The 18,036-nt window shown below is 62.7% G+C and carries 19 protein-coding genes; 2 read left to right on the top strand and 17 right to left on the bottom strand.

Features of this window, described 5'->3' with window-relative positions; translation table 11 throughout:
• Positions 1-197: 197 nt before the first annotated feature.
• From EOA36_RS06810 to rpoZ, 16 genes are all read right to left on the bottom strand, one after another.
• Entirely contained in the window at positions 198-989 is a 792-nt protein-coding gene (locus EOA36_RS06810) for an anti-sigma factor (protein WP_127276229.1), read from the bottom strand.
• Entirely contained in the window at positions 986-1,504 is a 519-nt protein-coding gene (locus EOA36_RS06805) for an RNA polymerase sigma factor (RefSeq protein WP_127276227.1), read from the bottom strand. Before EOA36_RS06805 ends, EOA36_RS06810 begins: the two co-directional genes overlap by 4 nt.
• A 173-nt stretch (positions 1,505-1,677) precedes the next feature.
• Positions 1,678-4,413: a DUF2339 domain-containing protein gene (locus EOA36_RS06800; protein WP_127276225.1), complete on the bottom strand. Its 2,736-nt coding sequence runs from the start codon at positions 4,411-4,413 to the stop codon at positions 1,678-1,680.
• Positions 4,414-4,495: 82 nt separating this feature from the next.
• Positions 4,496-5,014, bottom strand: a complete 519-nt coding sequence (locus tag EOA36_RS06795; RefSeq protein ID WP_127276224.1) for a PaaI family thioesterase — start codon at positions 5,012-5,014, stop codon at positions 4,496-4,498.
• Positions 5,011-5,787 (bottom strand): DNA repair protein RecO, encoded by a 777-nt coding sequence (gene recO / locus EOA36_RS06790; protein ID WP_127276223.1) that lies wholly within the window; start codon positions 5,785-5,787, stop codon positions 5,011-5,013. The genes EOA36_RS06795 and recO overlap by 4 nt, the downstream gene beginning before the upstream one ends.
• A 135-nt stretch (positions 5,788-5,922) precedes the next feature.
• Positions 5,923-7,086, bottom strand: coding sequence for a porin (locus tag EOA36_RS06785; RefSeq protein WP_127276222.1), 1,164 nt, complete (start codon positions 7,084-7,086; stop codon positions 5,923-5,925).
• Positions 7,087-7,603: 517 nt separating this feature from the next.
• Positions 7,604-8,494, bottom strand: a complete 891-nt coding sequence (locus tag EOA36_RS06780) for an aminoglycoside phosphotransferase family protein (protein ID WP_189553138.1) — start codon at positions 8,492-8,494, stop codon at positions 7,604-7,606.
• A 41-nt stretch (positions 8,495-8,535) separates the two neighbouring features.
• Positions 8,536-9,456, bottom strand: coding sequence for a GTPase Era (gene era, locus EOA36_RS06775; RefSeq protein ID WP_127276219.1), 921 nt, complete (start codon positions 9,454-9,456; stop codon positions 8,536-8,538).
• The gene (rnc, locus tag EOA36_RS06770) at positions 9,453-10,178 is read right to left on the bottom strand and encodes a ribonuclease III (protein ID WP_127276216.1); all 726 of its coding nucleotides are present in this window, start codon (positions 10,176-10,178) and stop codon (positions 9,453-9,455) included. The genes era and rnc overlap by 4 nt, the downstream gene beginning before the upstream one ends.
• A gap of 4 nt (positions 10,179-10,182) precedes the next feature.
• Positions 10,183-10,932 (bottom strand): signal peptidase I, encoded by a 750-nt coding sequence (gene lepB / locus EOA36_RS06765; RefSeq protein WP_027144187.1) that lies wholly within the window; start codon positions 10,930-10,932, stop codon positions 10,183-10,185.
• A gap of 78 nt (positions 10,933-11,010) precedes the next feature.
• Positions 11,011-11,424 (bottom strand): holo-ACP synthase, encoded by a 414-nt coding sequence (gene acpS / locus EOA36_RS06760; RefSeq protein ID WP_127276214.1) that lies wholly within the window; start codon positions 11,422-11,424, stop codon positions 11,011-11,013.
• Positions 11,421-12,020, bottom strand: coding sequence for a DUF2062 domain-containing protein (locus EOA36_RS06755; protein ID WP_127276212.1), 600 nt, complete (start codon positions 12,018-12,020; stop codon positions 11,421-11,423). The genes acpS and EOA36_RS06755 overlap by 4 nt, the downstream gene beginning before the upstream one ends.
• 263 nt (positions 12,021-12,283) lie before the next feature.
• Entirely contained in the window at positions 12,284-12,664 is a 381-nt protein-coding gene (locus tag EOA36_RS06750) for a VOC family protein (RefSeq protein WP_189553136.1), read from the bottom strand.
• A gap of 13 nt (positions 12,665-12,677) precedes the next feature.
• A complete protein-coding gene (pyrE, locus tag EOA36_RS06745; RefSeq protein WP_127276208.1) occupies positions 12,678-13,256 on the bottom strand; it encodes an orotate phosphoribosyltransferase in 579 nt (192 codons plus the stop codon).
• 25 nt (positions 13,257-13,281) lie between these two features.
• Positions 13,282-15,510: a bifunctional (p)ppGpp synthetase/guanosine-3',5'-bis(diphosphate) 3'-pyrophosphohydrolase gene (locus tag EOA36_RS06740; RefSeq protein WP_127276205.1), complete on the bottom strand. Its 2,229-nt coding sequence runs from the start codon at positions 15,508-15,510 to the stop codon at positions 13,282-13,284.
• 211 nt (positions 15,511-15,721) lie between these two features.
• Positions 15,722-16,123: a DNA-directed RNA polymerase subunit omega gene (rpoZ, locus tag EOA36_RS06735; RefSeq protein ID WP_127276203.1), complete on the bottom strand. Its 402-nt coding sequence runs from the start codon at positions 16,121-16,123 to the stop codon at positions 15,722-15,724.
• Between the two features lie 318 nt (positions 16,124-16,441).
• Here rpoZ and EOA36_RS06730 point away from each other — a divergent pair, with 318 nt between their 5' ends.
• Positions 16,442-17,023 (top strand): NYN domain-containing protein, encoded by a 582-nt coding sequence (locus tag EOA36_RS06730; protein ID WP_127276201.1) that lies wholly within the window; start codon positions 16,442-16,444, stop codon positions 17,021-17,023.
• 11 nt (positions 17,024-17,034) lie between these two features.
• Positions 17,035-17,691, top strand: coding sequence for a uracil-DNA glycosylase (locus tag EOA36_RS06725; RefSeq protein ID WP_127276198.1), 657 nt, complete (start codon positions 17,035-17,037; stop codon positions 17,689-17,691).
• A 33-nt stretch (positions 17,692-17,724) separates the two neighbouring features.
• On the opposite strand, the gene EOA36_RS06720 is transcribed toward EOA36_RS06725, so the two are convergent.
• Positions 17,725-18,036, bottom strand: a 312-nt coding sequence (locus EOA36_RS06720) for an Lrp/AsnC ligand binding domain-containing protein (RefSeq protein ID WP_127276196.1), incomplete at its 5' end; no start/stop codon positions are given.

The raw sequence follows: 18,036 nt of genomic DNA, 5'->3' as shown, positions 1-18,036 counted from the left end.
GCATGCGGCTTGAGAAAACCTCGATTGCGTTGCGGAAACGGCCCCAGTCAAAGCGTCGCAAACACCGGCCGAAGCGCCGGTATTCATCAAGCGCTATCGCTCCTTGATTAGGGCCGAATTGTGACAGTTTCCGCGGCGGCAGGGAAGCTGACAAGCTTTGAACGGAATCGCTGTTTCAAGCCGAGATCGCCGCCGGCTCAACTGGCGAGACCGGCCAGAAGCTGCCCATACGCACTCTTGGCCACGGCCGCCAATTGCTCGCGCGGCAGCGAACCGACGACGGCACAGCCATAGCCCTTGTCCAGCCAATAGACGGCCTGCGGACCGTCCTGAGCCGAAGCGTAGGTACCCTTGGCATTCTCCGTCGATTCCGCCGTCACGAAGAGGGATATGCGCTCGCCCTTGTCGTCTTCGTAGAGCAGCATTGCCGCCTTGCCTTCACCGGCCGGCAGCAACCGGCCACCAACCAGTTGGAACCCGTTCGCGCTCAGATCCGGCGCCACCAGCTTCAGGCCGACCCGGTTGGACAGCCAGGTCTGCAAATGATCCTTGTCGCTGGCCGGCACTTCCACCGCATGCAGCTTCTCGGCGGCATAGATGACATGGGCGGCGATCGCCTGTTCGGCGAGCCGATCCTCCGCCGGATCCTCCTGCCCGAGGCCACCGATGCCTGCAAAGTAGCCGCCAAATCCGCCCGTGGTCAGAAGCACCGCCGCGGCGGCGGCAAGCCACCAGCGCGAGCGTGGCACCGCTGCCTTAACAGGCGCTTCGCCGAGCACCACCTTGCGCAAGCGCGCGGGAACAGGCTCATCCAGCACGCCGGCAAAGGCGGCACGCAATGCCTCGCGGTCGGCGGTGAAGCGGACGCTCCTCGCCCTCATCTCCGGATTGGCATCGAGCCAGGCATCATAGGCGGCACGCTCATCGGCCGGCAGTTCGCCGTCGAGCGCCATGTGGATGTCCCGTTCGGAAAAATCGCGGCGGATCATTTCTCGACGATCCTTATGGCGCGGCGGCGCGCTGTGTCGTCCAGCAACCCCCGCAGTTCCTCACGCCCACGCGCGATGCGCGACATCAGCGTGCCCGCGGGCACACCCAGAATGTTGGCGGCTTCGGCATAGGAAAATCCCTCGATGGCGACCATGACCAGGGCCGCGCGGCGATCGGGGCTGATCGCCTGCAATGCGTTGATGATCTCGCGCGAAGCAATGCCCTCCAACTGTTCGGGCGGCTGGGCAACCGCCTCGCCCGCCTCCAGCGGCAGCATCGCCGCTTCGCCGCGGCGGTTCACCTTGCGCATCTGGTCGATGAACAAATGATGCATGATCGTAAACAGCCACCTCCTGGGGCTTTCTCCTGTCTGCCAGTTGTCGAGCCGCAACAGTGCGCGCTCGAGGCAGTCCTGAACGAGGTCGTCGGCAGAATCACGGTCGCGCAGAAGCGAGCGTGCGTAGCGGCGCAGGCGCGGTATTTCGCCAAGGATTGCTGCCTTCTTTTCGTCCATGACCGCTGGTTCTGAGGTCGCCCTTGTTGATTCCGATTGAACGCGCCTTCCCGGCACGGCGCAAGCGGCCAGCGCGAAGCGGTCCGCCGCTCCGGTCACCCAAGCAACGAGATAACGCTGGCTGCTGCCGGTTTATTCCCGACCGGCAAGAAAACCCAATGATTCGCGGGCGATTAGCCTTTTTCCTTCGCCGCCCGCGTCAAAAGCCGCTGATAGAACAGGCCGATGCCGATCAGCACCGCGCCAAGGCCGATGAAGGATAGCGCCCTGAGCACACCTTCCAGTTCGGACATGTCGAACAGAAAGACCTTGAGCACGGCGACCGCGATCAGCCCGGCCGAAGCAATACGCAGCACCTGCGATTTCAGCCAGACGCCAGCCGTCAGCAGCGCCACGCCGATCACCAGCCAGAGTGCCGAATAGGTGTAGGTCTCCAACTGGCCAAGGCCGCTCCACAAGCCAATGAACTCGCCCTTGAACAGGCGCCTCACCGAGAGCGTGGCATAGGCGAAGGCAAGCAGCGCCGCCACCAGCGCCAGCATGGCCGAATACCATTTCGGCCGCTTGCCCCTGCTATAGAGCGCCAGGCCGCCAGCGGCGACGGCCGGCAGGAGATAGGCCAGGAACAAAAGATTGAAAACCGGGATCCGACCGGTCGATTCGTCGGTGAACAACGGATTGAGCACCAGGAAATGCTGGATGACGACGAAGGCGACTGAGACCACGCCCACCGCCATCGAACCATAGCGCAGCACCGAGCTTGGCGAGCGCCGGTCGATGGCGATCAGGATGGCACCAGCGCCGATGGCGATCAGCGTGTAGATCGCCTGTTCGGCAAGCGTCGGCGCATCGCTGTTGATGACGCCGCCATGCATGGCGTGGCGCACCAGCATGGCGAGCGTGAGCAGCGTAAACAGCGCCGCCGCGGCCTCCATGGCGAGGCGCGGTCGGCCATTGGTGGTGTGGGCGAGTTGCCAGGCCGCGAAGCCGAAGGCGAGCGCCGGCACGCCATAGCCCGGAAGCAACCAGTTGAAGACCGGTGTCGTTGACAAGAACCCGGCGCCGACAATCGTCGGGTCGAAGGCGACGCGGCCAAGCACCGCGATGACGGCGGCGATTGAAATCCAGCCGAGCACAGGATAAGAGCGCCGGCGCGTGGCGAGCGCCGGCATGATCGCCGCGGCGCCGAGCAGGATGGTGGTCCAGCCGGAACCAAAAGCCATATGCAGCATCAGGAGGCCGGCGACTGCTGCGCCGCCCAGGGCAAAGGACACTGCGGCACCGCCCTCGAGCGGTGGTTCCTCGGCCCGCGCGATCCACTCGCCGCCGGCGGCGAGGATCACGACCAGCAGGGCCGCGACCGCAGCGTATGCAAAATCACGGTCGAGATTGCCGAAGGTGAGCCAGAGCGCCAGCAGGATGACCAGAGGCGCGATGACGCCCCATGCTGCCCACGAGGCTGCCCGGATCCACACCGAGGCGGCAAAGCGGCGCGCGGCCCACAAGCCGGCGGCAAGGAAGACAAGGCCGAGGCCAATACCGATAGGCAGCGTCAAGGCATTTCCGGCCGCCACCGGCAAGCCGTCAAAGCCCAGATTGCCCTGGGAGAAATTGGAGCCAATGGTGGTGGGCGGAATGATGCCGAGATGGATCATCACCGTCACCAGCCCAGCGGCGTGCAGCAGCGGCGCCGCGCGCGGCCGGAAAAATGCGGTGGCGACAAGGGCGACGAGAACCAAGGCGCCTGGCAAGGCATAGCCTGCCGCGACAAATGTCGCGTCGACCGACAGGCCGAGCGCCGAAAACGCGATGAAAGCCCCCGGCACGATCGATGGCCAGTCGAAGCCGCTTTCCGCTTCGCTGCCCCGACCGCTCAGCCAGACAAGAGCCAGCACGGCCAGCGTGACGGCGTCGATGAACAGGATGGCGGAGAGGTCCGCGCCCGGCGCGTCGGTCATGTAGAGGATGGTCCAGATGCCGGTGCCGAAAAAGGCGGCCGCCATCAGCGCTTGCCAGTCGCGCATGCGGGCGATGACGCCGGTGGCCGCGAGCACGATGGCGAGATAGCCGAACAATGCCCAGGGATTGGGCGCCTGCGAAGCGATCAGCACCGGGGTCACCATAGCGCCGACAAGACCGATGCCAGCCAGCGCCTGGCCATGGACGAGCGCGGCGGCGATGGTCGCAATACCGATCGCACCGAGCAGCGTGAAGGCAAGAGCCGGGCCGATGAAGCCGTAAACGCCATGGGCGGCATAGACGGTGCCGAACAGGATGAAGGCACCGGCCGCCGTCAGAATCGCCGGAATATAGGCGCCGGCAACACCTTGCACCGGCACCTTGAAGCCGGTGCGGCGAATGAACTCGCCGCCGGCGACCAGCACCAACCCGAGCACGGCCGCCATGGTGAGCCGCACGCCGGGTCCGAAAATGCCGGCCTCGATGGTGTAGCGGATCAGGAACAAGCCGCCGAGAGCAAGCGCGATGCCGCCGACCCAGACCGCCCAACGCGTGCCGAGCGCGGTTTCGACATCGGACTGCCGGGCGGCCTGGGCGGCCGCGGCCGGCACGACCTCCGGCGTTTCCGGTGCTGCCTCGGGCGCGCTCCAGGGACCGGGCACACTCTCGCCGGCCGGGATTTCCACCTCCATGGCCTGTACCATCGCGGGTGCCGGATCGCTGATTGCCGGGGCGATGTCGGCCGCGGGCGCGGACACCGATGACGTGTGCGCCTTGCCCTCGGCCGCCTCCTGGTCCGACAGCCTCACCACGGGCGGCACGACGCCCGAAAGCACGAGACTGCGCAGCGCGCCAAGCTCGCGCTCGATCAGACCGATCCGGCTCTGCTGGCGCGAAATGATGACGAACAAGGCGATGATGGCGACAAGGCCGATCAGGCTTTCAAACATGGCGGTTCCCCCAAACCAGGCCAGTTTTCACTGACATTTCGTCTCACTGACATTCAAATGCGGCGGCCAAACGGCTGAAAACTCAACGTGCCGCCAGATTGGCGGCCGGAAATATCGAACATGTCTCGGTACCGAAAGCCAGCAGCTTGCCGCTGGCGTCCTTCAGCGTCGCCTCGGAAACGGCAAGCGTGCGGCCCTTGTGAACCACCTTGCCTTCACAAACCACCTCGCCGGTCCTGGGCGTGATCGGCCGCGTCAGGTTCACCTTGAACTCGGCCGTCGTGTAGGCCTCACCCTTTTCGAGCAGCGTCTGAACGGCGCAGCCCAACGCCGAATCGAGCAGCGTCGCCGCCCAACCGCCATGCACGCTGCCCAGCGGGTTGAGATGGCGTTCGTTCGGCACGCCGCGAAATACGGCGCGGCCTTCCGACACTTCGGTCAAGGCGAAGCTGAGCTGGAAGGAGATCGGCGGTGCCGGATATTTGCCGTCGATGATTCGCTGAAGCAATTCCAGGCCGGTGTATTTCAGGATGTCGGCATGAGGAATGGTGCCGAGGCCGAGTGGCGAGACCCGGCCCGGATAGAGTTCGACTTCGCTCATCTGATGATTTCCCCGGCCGCGTTCTCTCCGGCGATGGGCTTGTGCGTCGCGTGGTGCCTGCGCAGCGCTGCAAGAAAGCCGGCGCGCGCGTCAGGCTGATCGATGCCGCGCGGCTCGTAAACATGGCGGGTGAAGAAGAAACCGGTCAAGCGGAAGGCGTCCGCGATCGCCGCATGGTTCGCGCGCATGCCGGAGCCGCGCTGCAGAAATGCAGGCAGCACCAGCATCTTGTCGTGCCACGGCGCGCCGGCTTCACGCGACACCGCGCGTCCCGACTTCGGCGAGACATAGGCAAGATCCTGCCTTGTACCGGTGGCGGCGCATTGGCTGAGATCGAGGCCGAAGCCGAGTTCATCAAGGATCAGAAGTTCGAAACGCGCCACCAGCTCGCCGGCGGCATCGGCATCGTCCAGGTGGACGATCATCACCGAAAGCGCCTCGTAGAGGCCGCCATGGGCGTCACGCTCGGGCAGCAGGCGCAGATGCGCCGCCATGGTCTGAAGGCCGTAGACGGCGATGGCACTGTCCATCAGCCGGGCGGCATTCATTTCGATCGCTTCGGCCTGGAAGGTGCCCAGATGCTCGTCGAGGCGCGCGCGCCACAAGAGATCGACGCGATTGCCGGGCTGGAGAACGGGCTGCTGCTTGCGCGAGCGGCCGCCGCGCACGAGGCCGAGATGGCGGCCATGCGCACGCGTCATCACCTCGAGAATGGCGCTGGTTTCGCCATGCTTGCGGGTGCCGAGAATGATTCCCTCGTCGCGCCATTCCATGCCCGAGCTTTTCACCCGTTGGATGGCGAAATCAAGATGAGGCGCCGGTGCTCAGACGGGCTGGCTCCGGGACAGCGCGCAAAAAACCGCCCACAGCGATACGCTGCGGGCGGTCTGGTAAGGTCAGTCGATCCGTTAGAACGAGCGCTGGAAGCGGAGAATGCCGCCGACGCTGCTCTTCTTGTTGGCCTTGGTCCAGTTGTTGAAGTCGACGTCGTCGAATTTTCCTGCATTGAGGTAATCGACTTCAGCCGTGACCGTAAAGCCGGGCACAACGGTATAGGCAACGTTCGCGGCGATGCCGAGATTCTTCCAGTCGTCATAGGAGATCTGGGCGTTGAACGATGTCTTGTCGTTGAACTTGTAGGTGCCGCCACCCCAGATTGCCCAGTTGCCGCCCCACTGTTTGTAGAAGCCGCGACCGTGTGCATCGATGGCGTTGTTCGCATCGTCGGTGAGATTGTCGTCGGTGCCGTAGCCAGCCATGATGAACAGCGACAATTCGTTGGTTGCCTTGACGTCGAGGCGAACCTTGCCAGCGACTTCTTCGTAGTTGCTGTCATAGGCCACGACGCCGGTGATCGCACCCCAGTCGCCCTTGTACTTCAAGCCGCCGACGACATGCGGAACATAGCTGTCGATGGTGCCCACGACGCCGGCGCCTTCTTCGAGGGAGACCATGCCCGAGAAACCGTTGCCTGCGTCGAAGTAGTATTGGACGACGTTGCTCTCCTGCCCGCCGTAGGGCACCAGCGTATCCTGGATGACGTTGCCGGCATAGCCGATGAACGTGTCGAAAGCCGTATCGTCCTTACCGACGCGCAGACCACCGAGTTGGATCCAGGCGAAACGCAGCGAGAGCGACTTGTTACGGCCCGTCCAATCGGTGCTGGCCGAATCTTCATAGTCGCCCGAGGAGTTGCCGTAGTTGAAGCGGGTCTCGGTGTAGGTCTTCAGGGTACCGAGCTCGGTTTCCTGACCGGTCCAGGTCTTCAGCGTGAAGCGGGTGTTCTTGTAGTAGGTCGAGTGATCGTCGTTGGCGTTCTGATGGTCCTGGACATGGTTGACGCCATCGAACGAGCCGGAATCGCCGACGCCGATATCATAGCGGACATAGCCGCCGATGCGCAGGCAGGTCTCGGTGCCCGGGATATAGAAGTAACCGGCGCCGTAGACGTCACAGATCTTGACGTATTCGGCCGGTTCCGGTTCGGCGACGACGACCGCGTCCGCGGCGCGCGCGCCGGACACCGCGATCAGTGCCGCGGCTGAGCCGAGAAGGAGGCTCTTGATGTTCATTTCTGACCTCTCCAGTCAAGTTAATAAGATGGCTTCTGAATTGTGGCTGGCGGATATGTTGTCCCGCTTCACCCGACAATGAAAAAGGGCTCGCACCGCGTCCCCTTTTCGCGGCGAACATACCCACCAATCTTCCGCCTTCAATGACAATTCCACAAATATGCCGGATTCAGACCACAGATTAAATCTGTGTTGCACAAATAACACTAACCCACCATGACCAATTTTCAAATCGGCACAAATGGTACATTGTCATTTTTATGTAATAATTGGGTATTTTTTTGATTTATTCATCTGATGCTGTAATTTATTCTACTATTTTCATGTAATTAAATACGATTTCTAACAAAAAAATTGGATAACTTATTTTTCGACGTCAGATCCCTGAATCAAATCTGACCAATCCCTCGGACTCCGCCGACGCCAGAAGGGCCGTGTGAAGTTGCCCGCCGCAGTGACTTTTTTTATCCATCGGAAACTCAACGCCGTCCGATGTCGGCGCGTCACGCGCTTCCCCTCACGCCTGACACTCGCGATTGATCAGCACCGCATCGATCACCCGCCAAGATTCTTCGATCTCGGCCCGGGCGACGTCTATGTGGCCGGCGGCGATGATCAGCGCCTTCCACAGCGCCCAGCCACGCCCGCGCGCCCAGGTCGCCTCATCTGCCGCGAGGCAGGCGCGAAAAGTGTCCCGGCTCTCGCCTTCGAAAAGCGTCCAGGCAATTGCCAGATCGCAGGAGGGATCACCGACACCGCAGGTGCCAAAATCGATCACCGCGCCTAGCCTGCCCTTTTCGACCAGGAGGTTGCCCCGGCTGACGTCGCCATGGAACCACACGGAAGGACCTTCCCAGGCCGCGGCAAGGGCTATCTCCCAGACAGCGGTGGCGGCGCCGGTATCGATGCGGTTGCCGAGCGCCGAGATCGCTTGCCTTGTCTCGCCGTCATAGACAGTCAGCGGTCCGCCGCGAAAGAAATTGTGCTGCCCAGGCGCTGGCCCATCGGTCGCGTCCACGTATCTCAACGCAACCAGGAACCGAGCCAGGTCCGCCGCGAATTCCGACAGATCCGCGATACGTTCCCGTTTCGCGGTCTCGCCCTCGATCCAGCCATAGACGGACCAGTGCCAGCGATAGCCCTCGGCCGGAACGCCCATCGCCAGCGGTACGGGGATGGACAGTGGCAACAGCGGCGCCAACCTCGGCAGCCAGCGATGTTCCTTTTCCACTTGCAGGGAATAAGCGGCGGCGCTCGGCAACCGCACGGTCATCTCGTCGCCGAGATGAAAGGTCCTGTTGTCCCAGCCGCCAAAATCAACCGGCCTGACCGCAAGATTCTTCCAATGCGGGAATTGCGCGGCAATCAGCCGGCGCACCAAGGCGACATCGATCGTGACCTCAAGCATGATCTTTCCCGAAAACAGACCCTTTTGTTCGGGATCATGCCCTAATGAGGAAACTCCAACCCCATCTCGCGATAGCGCTCGGGATCATCGCCCCAGTTCTCGCGCACCTTTACGAACAGGAACAGGTGCACCTTCTGCTCCAATATGCCTGATATTTCCATCCGCGCGGCCTGCCCGATGGCGCGGATGGTCTCGCCCTTGTGGCCGAGCACGATCTTCTTCTGGCTGTCGCGCTCGACAAAGATGGTCTGGTCGATACGCACCGAGCCGTCTTTCTTCTCTTCCCATTTCTCGGTCTCGATGTGCGAGGAATAGGGCAGTTCCTGATGCAGCCTGAGATAGAGCTTTTCGCGGGTGATCTCGGCCGCGAGTTGGCGCATCGGCAGGTCGGAAATCTGGTCTTCCGGATAGTACCACGGGCCGGCCGGCAGCGCCTGGGCCAGATAGTCGAGCAGGTCCTTGCAGCCGGAGCCGGTCAACGCCGAGACCATGAAGGTGCGCTGGAACGGCACTTTCTCGTTCGCTGCCGCTGAGAGGGCCAGAAGCGCCTCCGGCTTGACGCGGTCGACCTTGTTGAGGATCAGCGCCATCGGCTGGCGCACGTCCTTCAGCCGTTCGAGGATGGCATCGGCGTCGCCCCTGATGCCGCGTTCCGCATCGATCAGCAGCAACACGATATCGGCGTCCTTGGCGCCGCCCCAGGCGGTGGTCACCATTGCCGTATCCAGCCGCCGCTTGGGCTTGAAGATGCCCGGTGTGTCGACAAAGACGATCTGCGCGTTGTCGTGCGTGGCGATACCGCGCACGATGGCGCGTGTCGTCTGCACCTTATGGGTGACGATCGAGACCTTGGCGCCGACAAGTTGGTTGACCAGCGTCGACTTGCCGGCATTGGGCGCGCCGATCAGCGCGACGAAGCCGGAATGCGTAACAGGAGCGGCTGCAGTGTCTTCGGCGGTCATGCCGCACTCCCTTCATGAACCCAGACGCCTTCGCGAACCAGAAGGGCGGTGGCGGCGGCCTGTTCGGCCTCGCGCTTGGAGCGGCCGCTGCCGGTTGCCGGCTGAAACGCGCCGACCTTGACGCTGACGGTAAACAGCGGATCATGATCGGGGCCTTCCCGGCCGTCGACCTGATAGGCGGGAACAGCACCCGCCGCCTGATGCGCCCATTCCTGCAATTCGGTCTTGGCGTCGCGGCGTGCCGCGCCCGAGGCCTGCGAACGCGGCTGCCAGTATTTGTGAATGAACACGCGGGCCGCTTCCAGACCACCGTCGAGATAGAGCACGGCGATCAATGATTCCAACGCATCGGCGCGCAGGTTAACGCGCTTGCGTCCCTCGAGCCCGCGCACGTCCGATCCGGCATGGATCAGGTCCGGCAACCCGATATGCTCGGCGATATCAGACAGCGCCTCGGCATTGACCAACGCATTGAGCCGCAGCGACAATTCCCCTTCCGCGGCATCGGGAAAGGCAGCCAACAGCATATCGGCGACTACAAGGCCAAGAACCCGGTCGCCGAGAAATTCGAACCGTTCATAATCGGCGCCCGCATTGGCACCGCGCGCACTGGCATGGGTAAGCGCACGCTGCAGGCGCTGGCGGTCGGCGAAGGCATGGCCCGTGCGTTCCGCCAGCGCTTCGGCGAGCGCATCGGCGGTCAACCGTTTTGGCGCCGCCATGGCCCTAGTTGACGAAATGGAACAGGCGCGAAGCGCGCATCAGCGACGGCCATTTCCAGATTTCGAGCGGGCTTGCCTTGCCGGCGATCGAGAAGAAGACAAGGTTGGCGCGGCCGACCAGGTTCTCGGCCGGAACATAACCGACGGTGAAGCGGCTGTCGGCGGAATTGTCCCTGTTGTCGCCCATCATGAAATAGTGGCCCGGCGGCACGTCGAATTCGCGGGTGTTGTCGCCGATCGAGTTCGGCGACAGGTCCAGCGTGTCGTAGCTGACGCCATCGGGTAGCGTCTCGCGATAGACGTCGATGGGATAATCCTTTTCCGTGATGTCGGGATTGTCGATCTGGCCGGTCTTGACGCGCGGCACGCCGACGCCGTTGATGAACACTTGGCCATCCTTCATCTGGATCTTGTCGCCGGGCAGGCCAATGACGCGCTTGATGTAGTCGACGGACGGATCCGGCGGGAACTTGAATACCACCACGTCGCCACGCTTGGGCTCTGAGCCCCAGATGCGGCCCGAGAAAATGTCCGGCCCAAAAGGCAGCGAATAGCGTGAATAACCATAGGACCATTTGGTGACGAACAGATAGTCGCCTTCCAGAAGCGTCGGCCGCATCGAGCCCGACGGGATCGAGAACGGCTGGAACAGCAGCGTGCGAATGACCAGGGCGAGCAAAAGCGCCTGGACGATGACGCTGACGGTTTCGCCAAGCCCGCCGGATTTCTTCTGGGATTTTTCAGCCACGCTCATGTCGTCCTCGATTGTGCGTTGGATGGTATAGAGTCTCGGCGCGCGCTGGGCAACGTCAATGCCGGTCGTCAGATGCAATCAATGTGGCGCTTCTTCGACGGGCACCGCCTCGATGATCACAAAGGCTTGAGCGAGCGGAAAATCATCCGTGATGGTGAGGTGGATGGCAGCCTGATGGCCTTGGGGCAGGATCTTTTCCAGCCGCGCCAGCGCCCCGCCGGTGAGCGCCATGGTCGGCGCACCGCTGGGCAGGTTGACGACCCCCATGTCACGCCAGAAGACCCCTTGTGCCAGACCGGTGCCCAGTGCCTTGGCGCAAGCCTCCTTGGCGGCAAAGCGCTTGGCGTAGGACGCCGCGCGGGCGCGCCGGTTCTCCGAACGCGCCTGCTCCACCTCGGTGTAGATCCTCTGGATGAAGCGCTGGCCGTGACGCTCAAGCGACTTCTCGATGCGTCTGATGTCGATCAGGTCGCTGCCGATGCCGATGATCATTGGGCAGCGGAACCGACGCTTCCGCCGGGATGATGCGAATGCTCACGGCGTCTTGCGCGCTCGGCCAGCCGCTTGCGCCTCTGTTCGCGGAAGACATTCATGCCCCAGCGCGTGATGCCGTAGAACACCAGGCCGAACACCAGCCCGAGCGGCACCGCCCCGATCAGCATCGGCTCCAGGACGGGATGCCATAGTTTGGCGAACGAAAGCGTGTGCATCATCTCGCCCAGATGCGCCGGCGGGCCATGCGCCGGCAGGCGATCGTGCAGGATGAGCTTGCCGGTTTCCCAGGATGCGCCCCACAAGAGCGGAAAGGTCAGCGGATTGCCGAAGAAAACAGCTCCGAGAGCAGCTGCCACCAGATTGCCGGCGATCACCCAACACAGAACGGCGGCAATGATGAAGTGGAAACCGACGGGGAAGAACGAAGCAAAGACACCTGCGGCGACGCCCGCCGCCACCGCGTGCGGGGTGGCCTTCAGCCGCAGAATGCGCTTGGAGAAATATTGAAGCGAGCGCGAAAACGAACGGCGCGGCCACAAATAGGTGCGCACCCGCTCGAAAAGGCCATCAGGCTTGCGGCGACGAAAAAGCACTGTCTTCCTATTCCCGACAATTCACAGCCTACACGCCGGCTGTTCCAGCCGGGCTTCGACCACCATATCTTGCGCTTTACGGTCGCCAGAAGGCAATCGCGACTTTGATATAGCCATCCGCAACCCCGACAACAACCGGAGGCCGTCCGCGCGGTGGCCGCACCGCCAGATTTTGGTAAGGTCCGTCTCCTCCAACATCGGACAATCGCGGCGAATTTGAGAAGCGGTTTTCGGCTAATTGTCGCAGCCAAATGATCGATACGCTACCGCAGATACTGGCTGACTTCGACCAGGTTGCCATCCGGGTCGCGGAAATAGACCGACATCATCGGGCCCCGCGCGCCGAGGCGTTCCACCGGCCCGAGATCCACCGTCACGAGATTGGCTTCGAGACCGGCAAGGAATTCATCGAGCGGCCGCTCGGTGATCAGGCAGAAGTCCCCGGATCCTGGCGTCGGCGACTGGGCTTTCGGCTCGAAGGTGCGGCTGACCTCGTGGACATTGATCTTCTGGCTGCCGAAGGCAAGTGCTGTCGGCCGGCCCGGCGTATCGACGCGTTCGAAGCCCAGCACGCGTTGATAAAAGGCGCAGGTTGCGTCGAGCGACGCCACCGTCAGCACGAAATGATCGATGCCAACGATCAATGCGACCTCCTCCTCAGATGTTGCGGCTGCCGGGCTTGATGGCCGGGATGGCGGCAAGCTCCGGCGGCAACCTGTCCGGCGGATAGGCTGGAACCTCGTATTCGGCAAGCGCAATCAGCGGCACGCCGACATGGGTCTTGCCGGCCGAACGATCGATGATGCAGGCAGCCGCGACCACCTCTGCGCCGAGTTGGCGCAAGCAATCGATGGTTTCGCGGATCGACAATCCGGTTGTGACGATGTCCTCGACGATGACGACGCGGGCGCCTTGGTCAATCTCGAAGCGCCGCAGGCGAAACTCGCCCCCTTCCCGCTCCACCCAGATCGCCGGCACGCCAAGGTGGCGCGAGGTTTCGTAAGCCGGGATCAGCCCGCCGATCGCCGGCCCGACGACATAGTCGATCTTGCCCGGCACCGCGGCGCGGATCTTCTCGGCCAGCGCCTTGCACAGCCGCTCGGTCTTGTCGGCATGCATGAACACCCGTGCCTTCTGCAGGAAGACCGGACTGCGCAGACCCGACGTCAGGATGAAATGACCCTCCAGAACAGCGCCAGCCTCGCGGAATATGCCCAGCACTTCGTCGGTATTCATCTCGTCCCCCATGGATCGGCTATCGCTAGCCATTGACGCGCCGCGCATCGCTGACGCTCGAATTGTCCTTGAGCTGCGAGAGCAGCCGGTTGAGATGCTTGAGGTCCCAGACTTCGAGATCGATCAGCATTTCGGTGAAATCGGGCGCGGTGCGCACCATCGACAGCGTATGGATGTTGGCGTCGTTTGAGGCAACGACCTGGGCGATGTCGGCGAGCGAGCCCGGCGCGTTGATGGCGGTGACCGAGACGCGCGCGGGAAACCGTTCCTTGGTGCGTTCGTCGATGTCCCAACGCACGTCGATCCAGCGCTCCGGCTGGTCGTCGAAAGCCTGCAGCGCCGGCGACTGGATCGGGTAGATGGTGATGCCGGTGCCCGGCTGGACGATGCCGACGATACGGTCGCCAGGGACCGCGCCTTCCGGCGCGAAGCGCACCGGCAGGTCGCCGCGCACGCCGCGGATCGGCACGGCGCCGGCGCCTGGCTGGTCCTTGTCCTTGCGCGCGGCCCGGCCAGGTATCTGGAACAGCATGCCGGCGGCGTTGCGGATCTTTGACCAGCCCTCCTCGCGCTGCTTGGGAGCCGCAGGGGTGACGCGCTCGTCCTTGTAGTCAGGGAAGACCGCCTTCATGACATCGGTGGAAGCCAGTTCTCCGCGACCGACGGACGCCAGCACATCCTCGATGTCCTTGCGAGCCAACCGGTGCAGGACGGGCTTCAGGCTTTCCTTGGTGAAGGTCTTGCCGGCTCGTTCGAAGGCACGCTCAAGGATACGCGCGCCGAGACCCGAATACTGCTTGCGGATGGCATTCTTGGTGGCGCGGCGGATGGCGGCGCGCGCCTTGCCGGTGACGACGACCGATTCCCACGCGGCTGGCGGCACCTGCGCCTTGGAGCGGATGATCTCGACCTCGTCGCCATTCTTCAATTCCGTCATCAGCGGCATGATGCGGCCATTGACCTTGGCGCCGACGCAGGTGTCGCCGACATCGGTGTGGACGGCATAGGCGAAATCGATCGGCGTGGCGCCGCGCGGCAAGGCAATCAGCATGCCCTTCGGCGTGAAGCAGAACACCTGGTCCTGGAACAGCTCCAGCTTGGTGTTTTCGAGAAAATCTTCCGGATTGTCGCCTTCGGCCAGTTGCTCGATGGTGCGCCGCAGCCAGGCATAGGCGTTGGTCTCCTTCGAGATCGCATGGCCGGCGCCGTTCGTCTTGCCACCGGTGTCCTTGTAGATGGAATGGGCGGCGACGCCGTATTCGGCGATCTTGTTCATCTCGCGGGTGCGGATTTGCAGTTCGACGCGCTGGCGCGAAGGGCCGACGATGGTGGTGTGGATCGAACGGTAGTCGTTCTGCTTCGGCGTCGAGATGTAGTCCTTGAAACGGCCGGGCACCATCGACCAGGTGGTGTGGATGGCACCCAGCGCGCGATAGCAATCCTCGACGGTGTCGACGACGACGCGGAAGCCGAAAATGTCGGACAGTTGCTCGAAGGACAGCGCCTTGGCCTCCATCTTGCGGAACACCGACCATGGCTTCTTCTGCCGGCTCTTCACGCCGGCGTTGATGGCATGCTTCTCAAACAGTGCCGACAGCGCCTTTTCAATGTCGGTCAGTACGCCCTTGTTGCGCTCGAAGATCTCGGCGAGGCGGGCGGTGACGGCGCGGTAGGCTTCCGGATTGATGAAGCGGAAGGCGATCTCTTCCAACTCCTCGCGCATGCCTTGCATGCCCATGCGCCCGGCCAGCGGCGCGTAGATGTCCATCGTCTCCTCGGCAATGCGCAGGCGCTTGGCCTCGGGCATGTGATCAAGGGTGCGCATGTTGTGCAAACGGTCGGCGAGCTTGACCAGCAGCACGCGCACATCTTCCGAGATCGCCAGCAGAAGCTTGCGCAGGTTCTCCGCCTGCTCGGCCTTCTTGGAGACGAGATCGAGCTTCTTAAGCTTGGTCAGGCCCTCGACCAGCTTGCCCATTTCGGGGCCGAACAGATCGTCGATCTCGGCTCGCGTCGCCGTGGTGTCCTCGATGGTGTCGTGCAGCAGGGCGACGGCGATGGTCGCCTCGTCCATGTGCATCTCGGTGAGGATGGCCGCGACCTCGAGCGGGTGCGAGAAATAGGGATCGCCGGAAGCGCGCTTCTGGTGGCCATGCTTCTGCATGGCGTAGACATAGGCTTTGTTGAGCAACGCCTCGTTGACGTCAGGCTTGTAGCGCTGCACGCGCTCGACAAGCTCATACTGACGCATCATGGGCTAAATCTCTCGGCGATGAAATGAATCATGCGCCGCACTGTCGTACGGCGCATGTCCGGTACCAACTGTCGCAAATACCAGATTCATACATTATGCCAAGTGCGGCCAAAACTGCATCTGGTATTTGCGACAGTTGGTACTCGATAGCCACGAAACTGCCGTGACGGAAGGGCCGGAAGATTGTTCCAGGCGCTTCCGGAGAGCTGTCTTAGTAGTCGTCGCTCTTTTCCGGCGGGACCAGACCTTCGATGCCGGCCAGCAGGTCTTCCTCGGTCATGCGATCGAAGGTGACGTTGTCCTCGGCGTCGTCGGTGTCGGCGGCGGCGACGGCACCGCCAGTCTGGTCGGCGATCACTTCGCCATCGGCTTCGGGCTCGTCGACCTCGACATGCTTCTGCAGCGAATGGATCAGATCTTCCTTGAGATCGTCGGGCGACAGCGTCTCGTCGGCAATCTCGCGCAGCGCAATGACCGGGTTTTTGTCGTTGTCGCGCGGGACGGTGATCTGCGCGCCCTGGCTGATCTGACGGGCGCGGTGGCCGGCCAGAAGCACCAGCTCGAAGCGGTTGTCGACCTTGTCGATGCAATCTTCAACGGTTACGCGGGCCATGGATTGCCCCTTTCATGCCTGGATGTGACGGAAAACAGGCGCGGTCCATAACCCGAACGGCGCCAAAATACAAGCATCATGGCGATGCAGGCCCACAGGGCACTCAATCCCTCCATCAAACTCCGGATTTGGCAAAACCGGCCGCGTCCACGGTTCGGCTCTACGATCACAATTGCTTGCAGTGCGCCAGACGCCCTTGGATTGCCACCAAACTGGCGTTATCTCCGTTGGTCCAAGGTCGCCGGTTTTCATGAGCCTGACCAATAGTCGATACCGCATTTCGTTTAGACGGCGCTTATTTCGAAAAGGATTATTTCGATGTTCGACCCTCGTGAAAAAATCGCCCTGTTCATCGACGGCGCCAATCTCTACGCCACCTCGCGCGCACTCGGGTTCGACATCGACTATCGCAAGCTTTTGGCGAGCTTCCACAAGCGTGGTTACCTGTTGCGCGCCTATTATTATACCGCGCTGGTGGAGGACCAGGAGTATTCCTCGATCCGGCCGCTGATCGACTGGCTCGACTATAACGGCTTCAAGGTGGTGACCAAGCCGGCCAAGGAATTCACCGACTCGACCGGCCGCCGCAAGATCAAGGGCAACATGGACATCGAGCTCACTGTCGATGCGCTGGAACTCGCCGACGTCGTCGACCACTATGTCATATTCTCCGGAGATGGCGATTTCCGCACGCTGGTCGAGGCGCTGCAACGGCGTGGCCGCAAGGTGTCGATCGTCTCGACCATGGCCTCGCAGCCGCCGATGATCTCGGATGACCTGCGCCGCCAGGCCGACCATTTCATCGACCTGGCGACGCTGAAGAACGAAGTCGGCCGCGATCCCTCCGAGCGGCCCGTAAGGCGGCCCGAACCGGCCGAAGTCGAGGAGGACGACTACTGAGGCCGGTCGACTTGACCGTCCTCTCCGCTTCCGAACCCAGCCGCGACTGCCCACTTTGCCCGCGGTTGCATGACTTCATCGCCGAATGGCGGCAGCGCGAGCCGTCCTGGTTCAATGCGCCAGTGCCGACCTTCCTGCCACCGCGCGGCGAAGACACCGTCCGGCTTCTGATCGTCGGTCTGGCGCCTGGTTTGCGCGGCGCCAACCGCACCGGGCGCCCGTTCACCGGTGACTATGCCGGTGACCTGCTCTATTCGACACTGATTGCCCACGGTTTTGCACGCGGCGAGTTCAAGGCGCGGCCCGATGACGGGCTGGAACTCGTCGGCACGGCCATCACCAACGCGGTGCGCTGCGTGCCGCCGGAGAACAAGCCGGTGGGCGCCGAGATCACCACCTGTCGGACATTTTTGGTGTCGACGATCGCTCGCTTTCCAAACTTGCGCGCCGTGCTGGCGCTGGGATCGATCGCGCACCAGTCGACCGTGCGGGCACTGGGCGGGCGCATCGCCGCCTATCCGTTCAAACATGGCGGGCAATTGCCCGCCGGCGGCATTACGCTGTTTTCGAGCTATCATTGCTCGCGCTACAACACCAATACCGGCGTGTTGACTGAAGACATGTTCGTCAGGGTGTTTGGCGACATCGCGGCATTCCTGGAGACCTGAAGTATCGGACGTCGTACGGTCTCCGGTGCCTGCCTACACCGGCAACAGGGCATCCGGTTTCACGTCGCCGATCGAGGCATAGGTATGTGTTTCCTTCACGCCCGGCAGCGGCAGGATGACGCGTTTGAGAAAGTCCTGATAGTCGGCCATCTCGGCAATGCGCGCCTTCACAAGATAGTCGAAGCCACCGACGACCATATGGCATTCCAGAACCTCGGGCGCCTTTGCGACCGCCTCGGCGAAACGATCAAAAATATGCGGGGCCGTGTGATCGAGCCGCACCTCGATGAAGACAAGCATGCCTCGGCCAATCTTTACCGGATTGAGCACCGCCCTGACGGCGGT

Origin of the sequence: Mesorhizobium sp. M8A.F.Ca.ET.021.01.1.1 (genome assembly GCF_003998025.1) — a bacterium.
In the GTDB taxonomy this organism is placed as follows: domain Bacteria; phylum Pseudomonadota; class Alphaproteobacteria; order Rhizobiales; family Rhizobiaceae; genus Mesorhizobium.
Note: the sequence above shows the minus strand (reverse complement) of the source record. Positions and strands in the feature narration are given on the sequence as shown.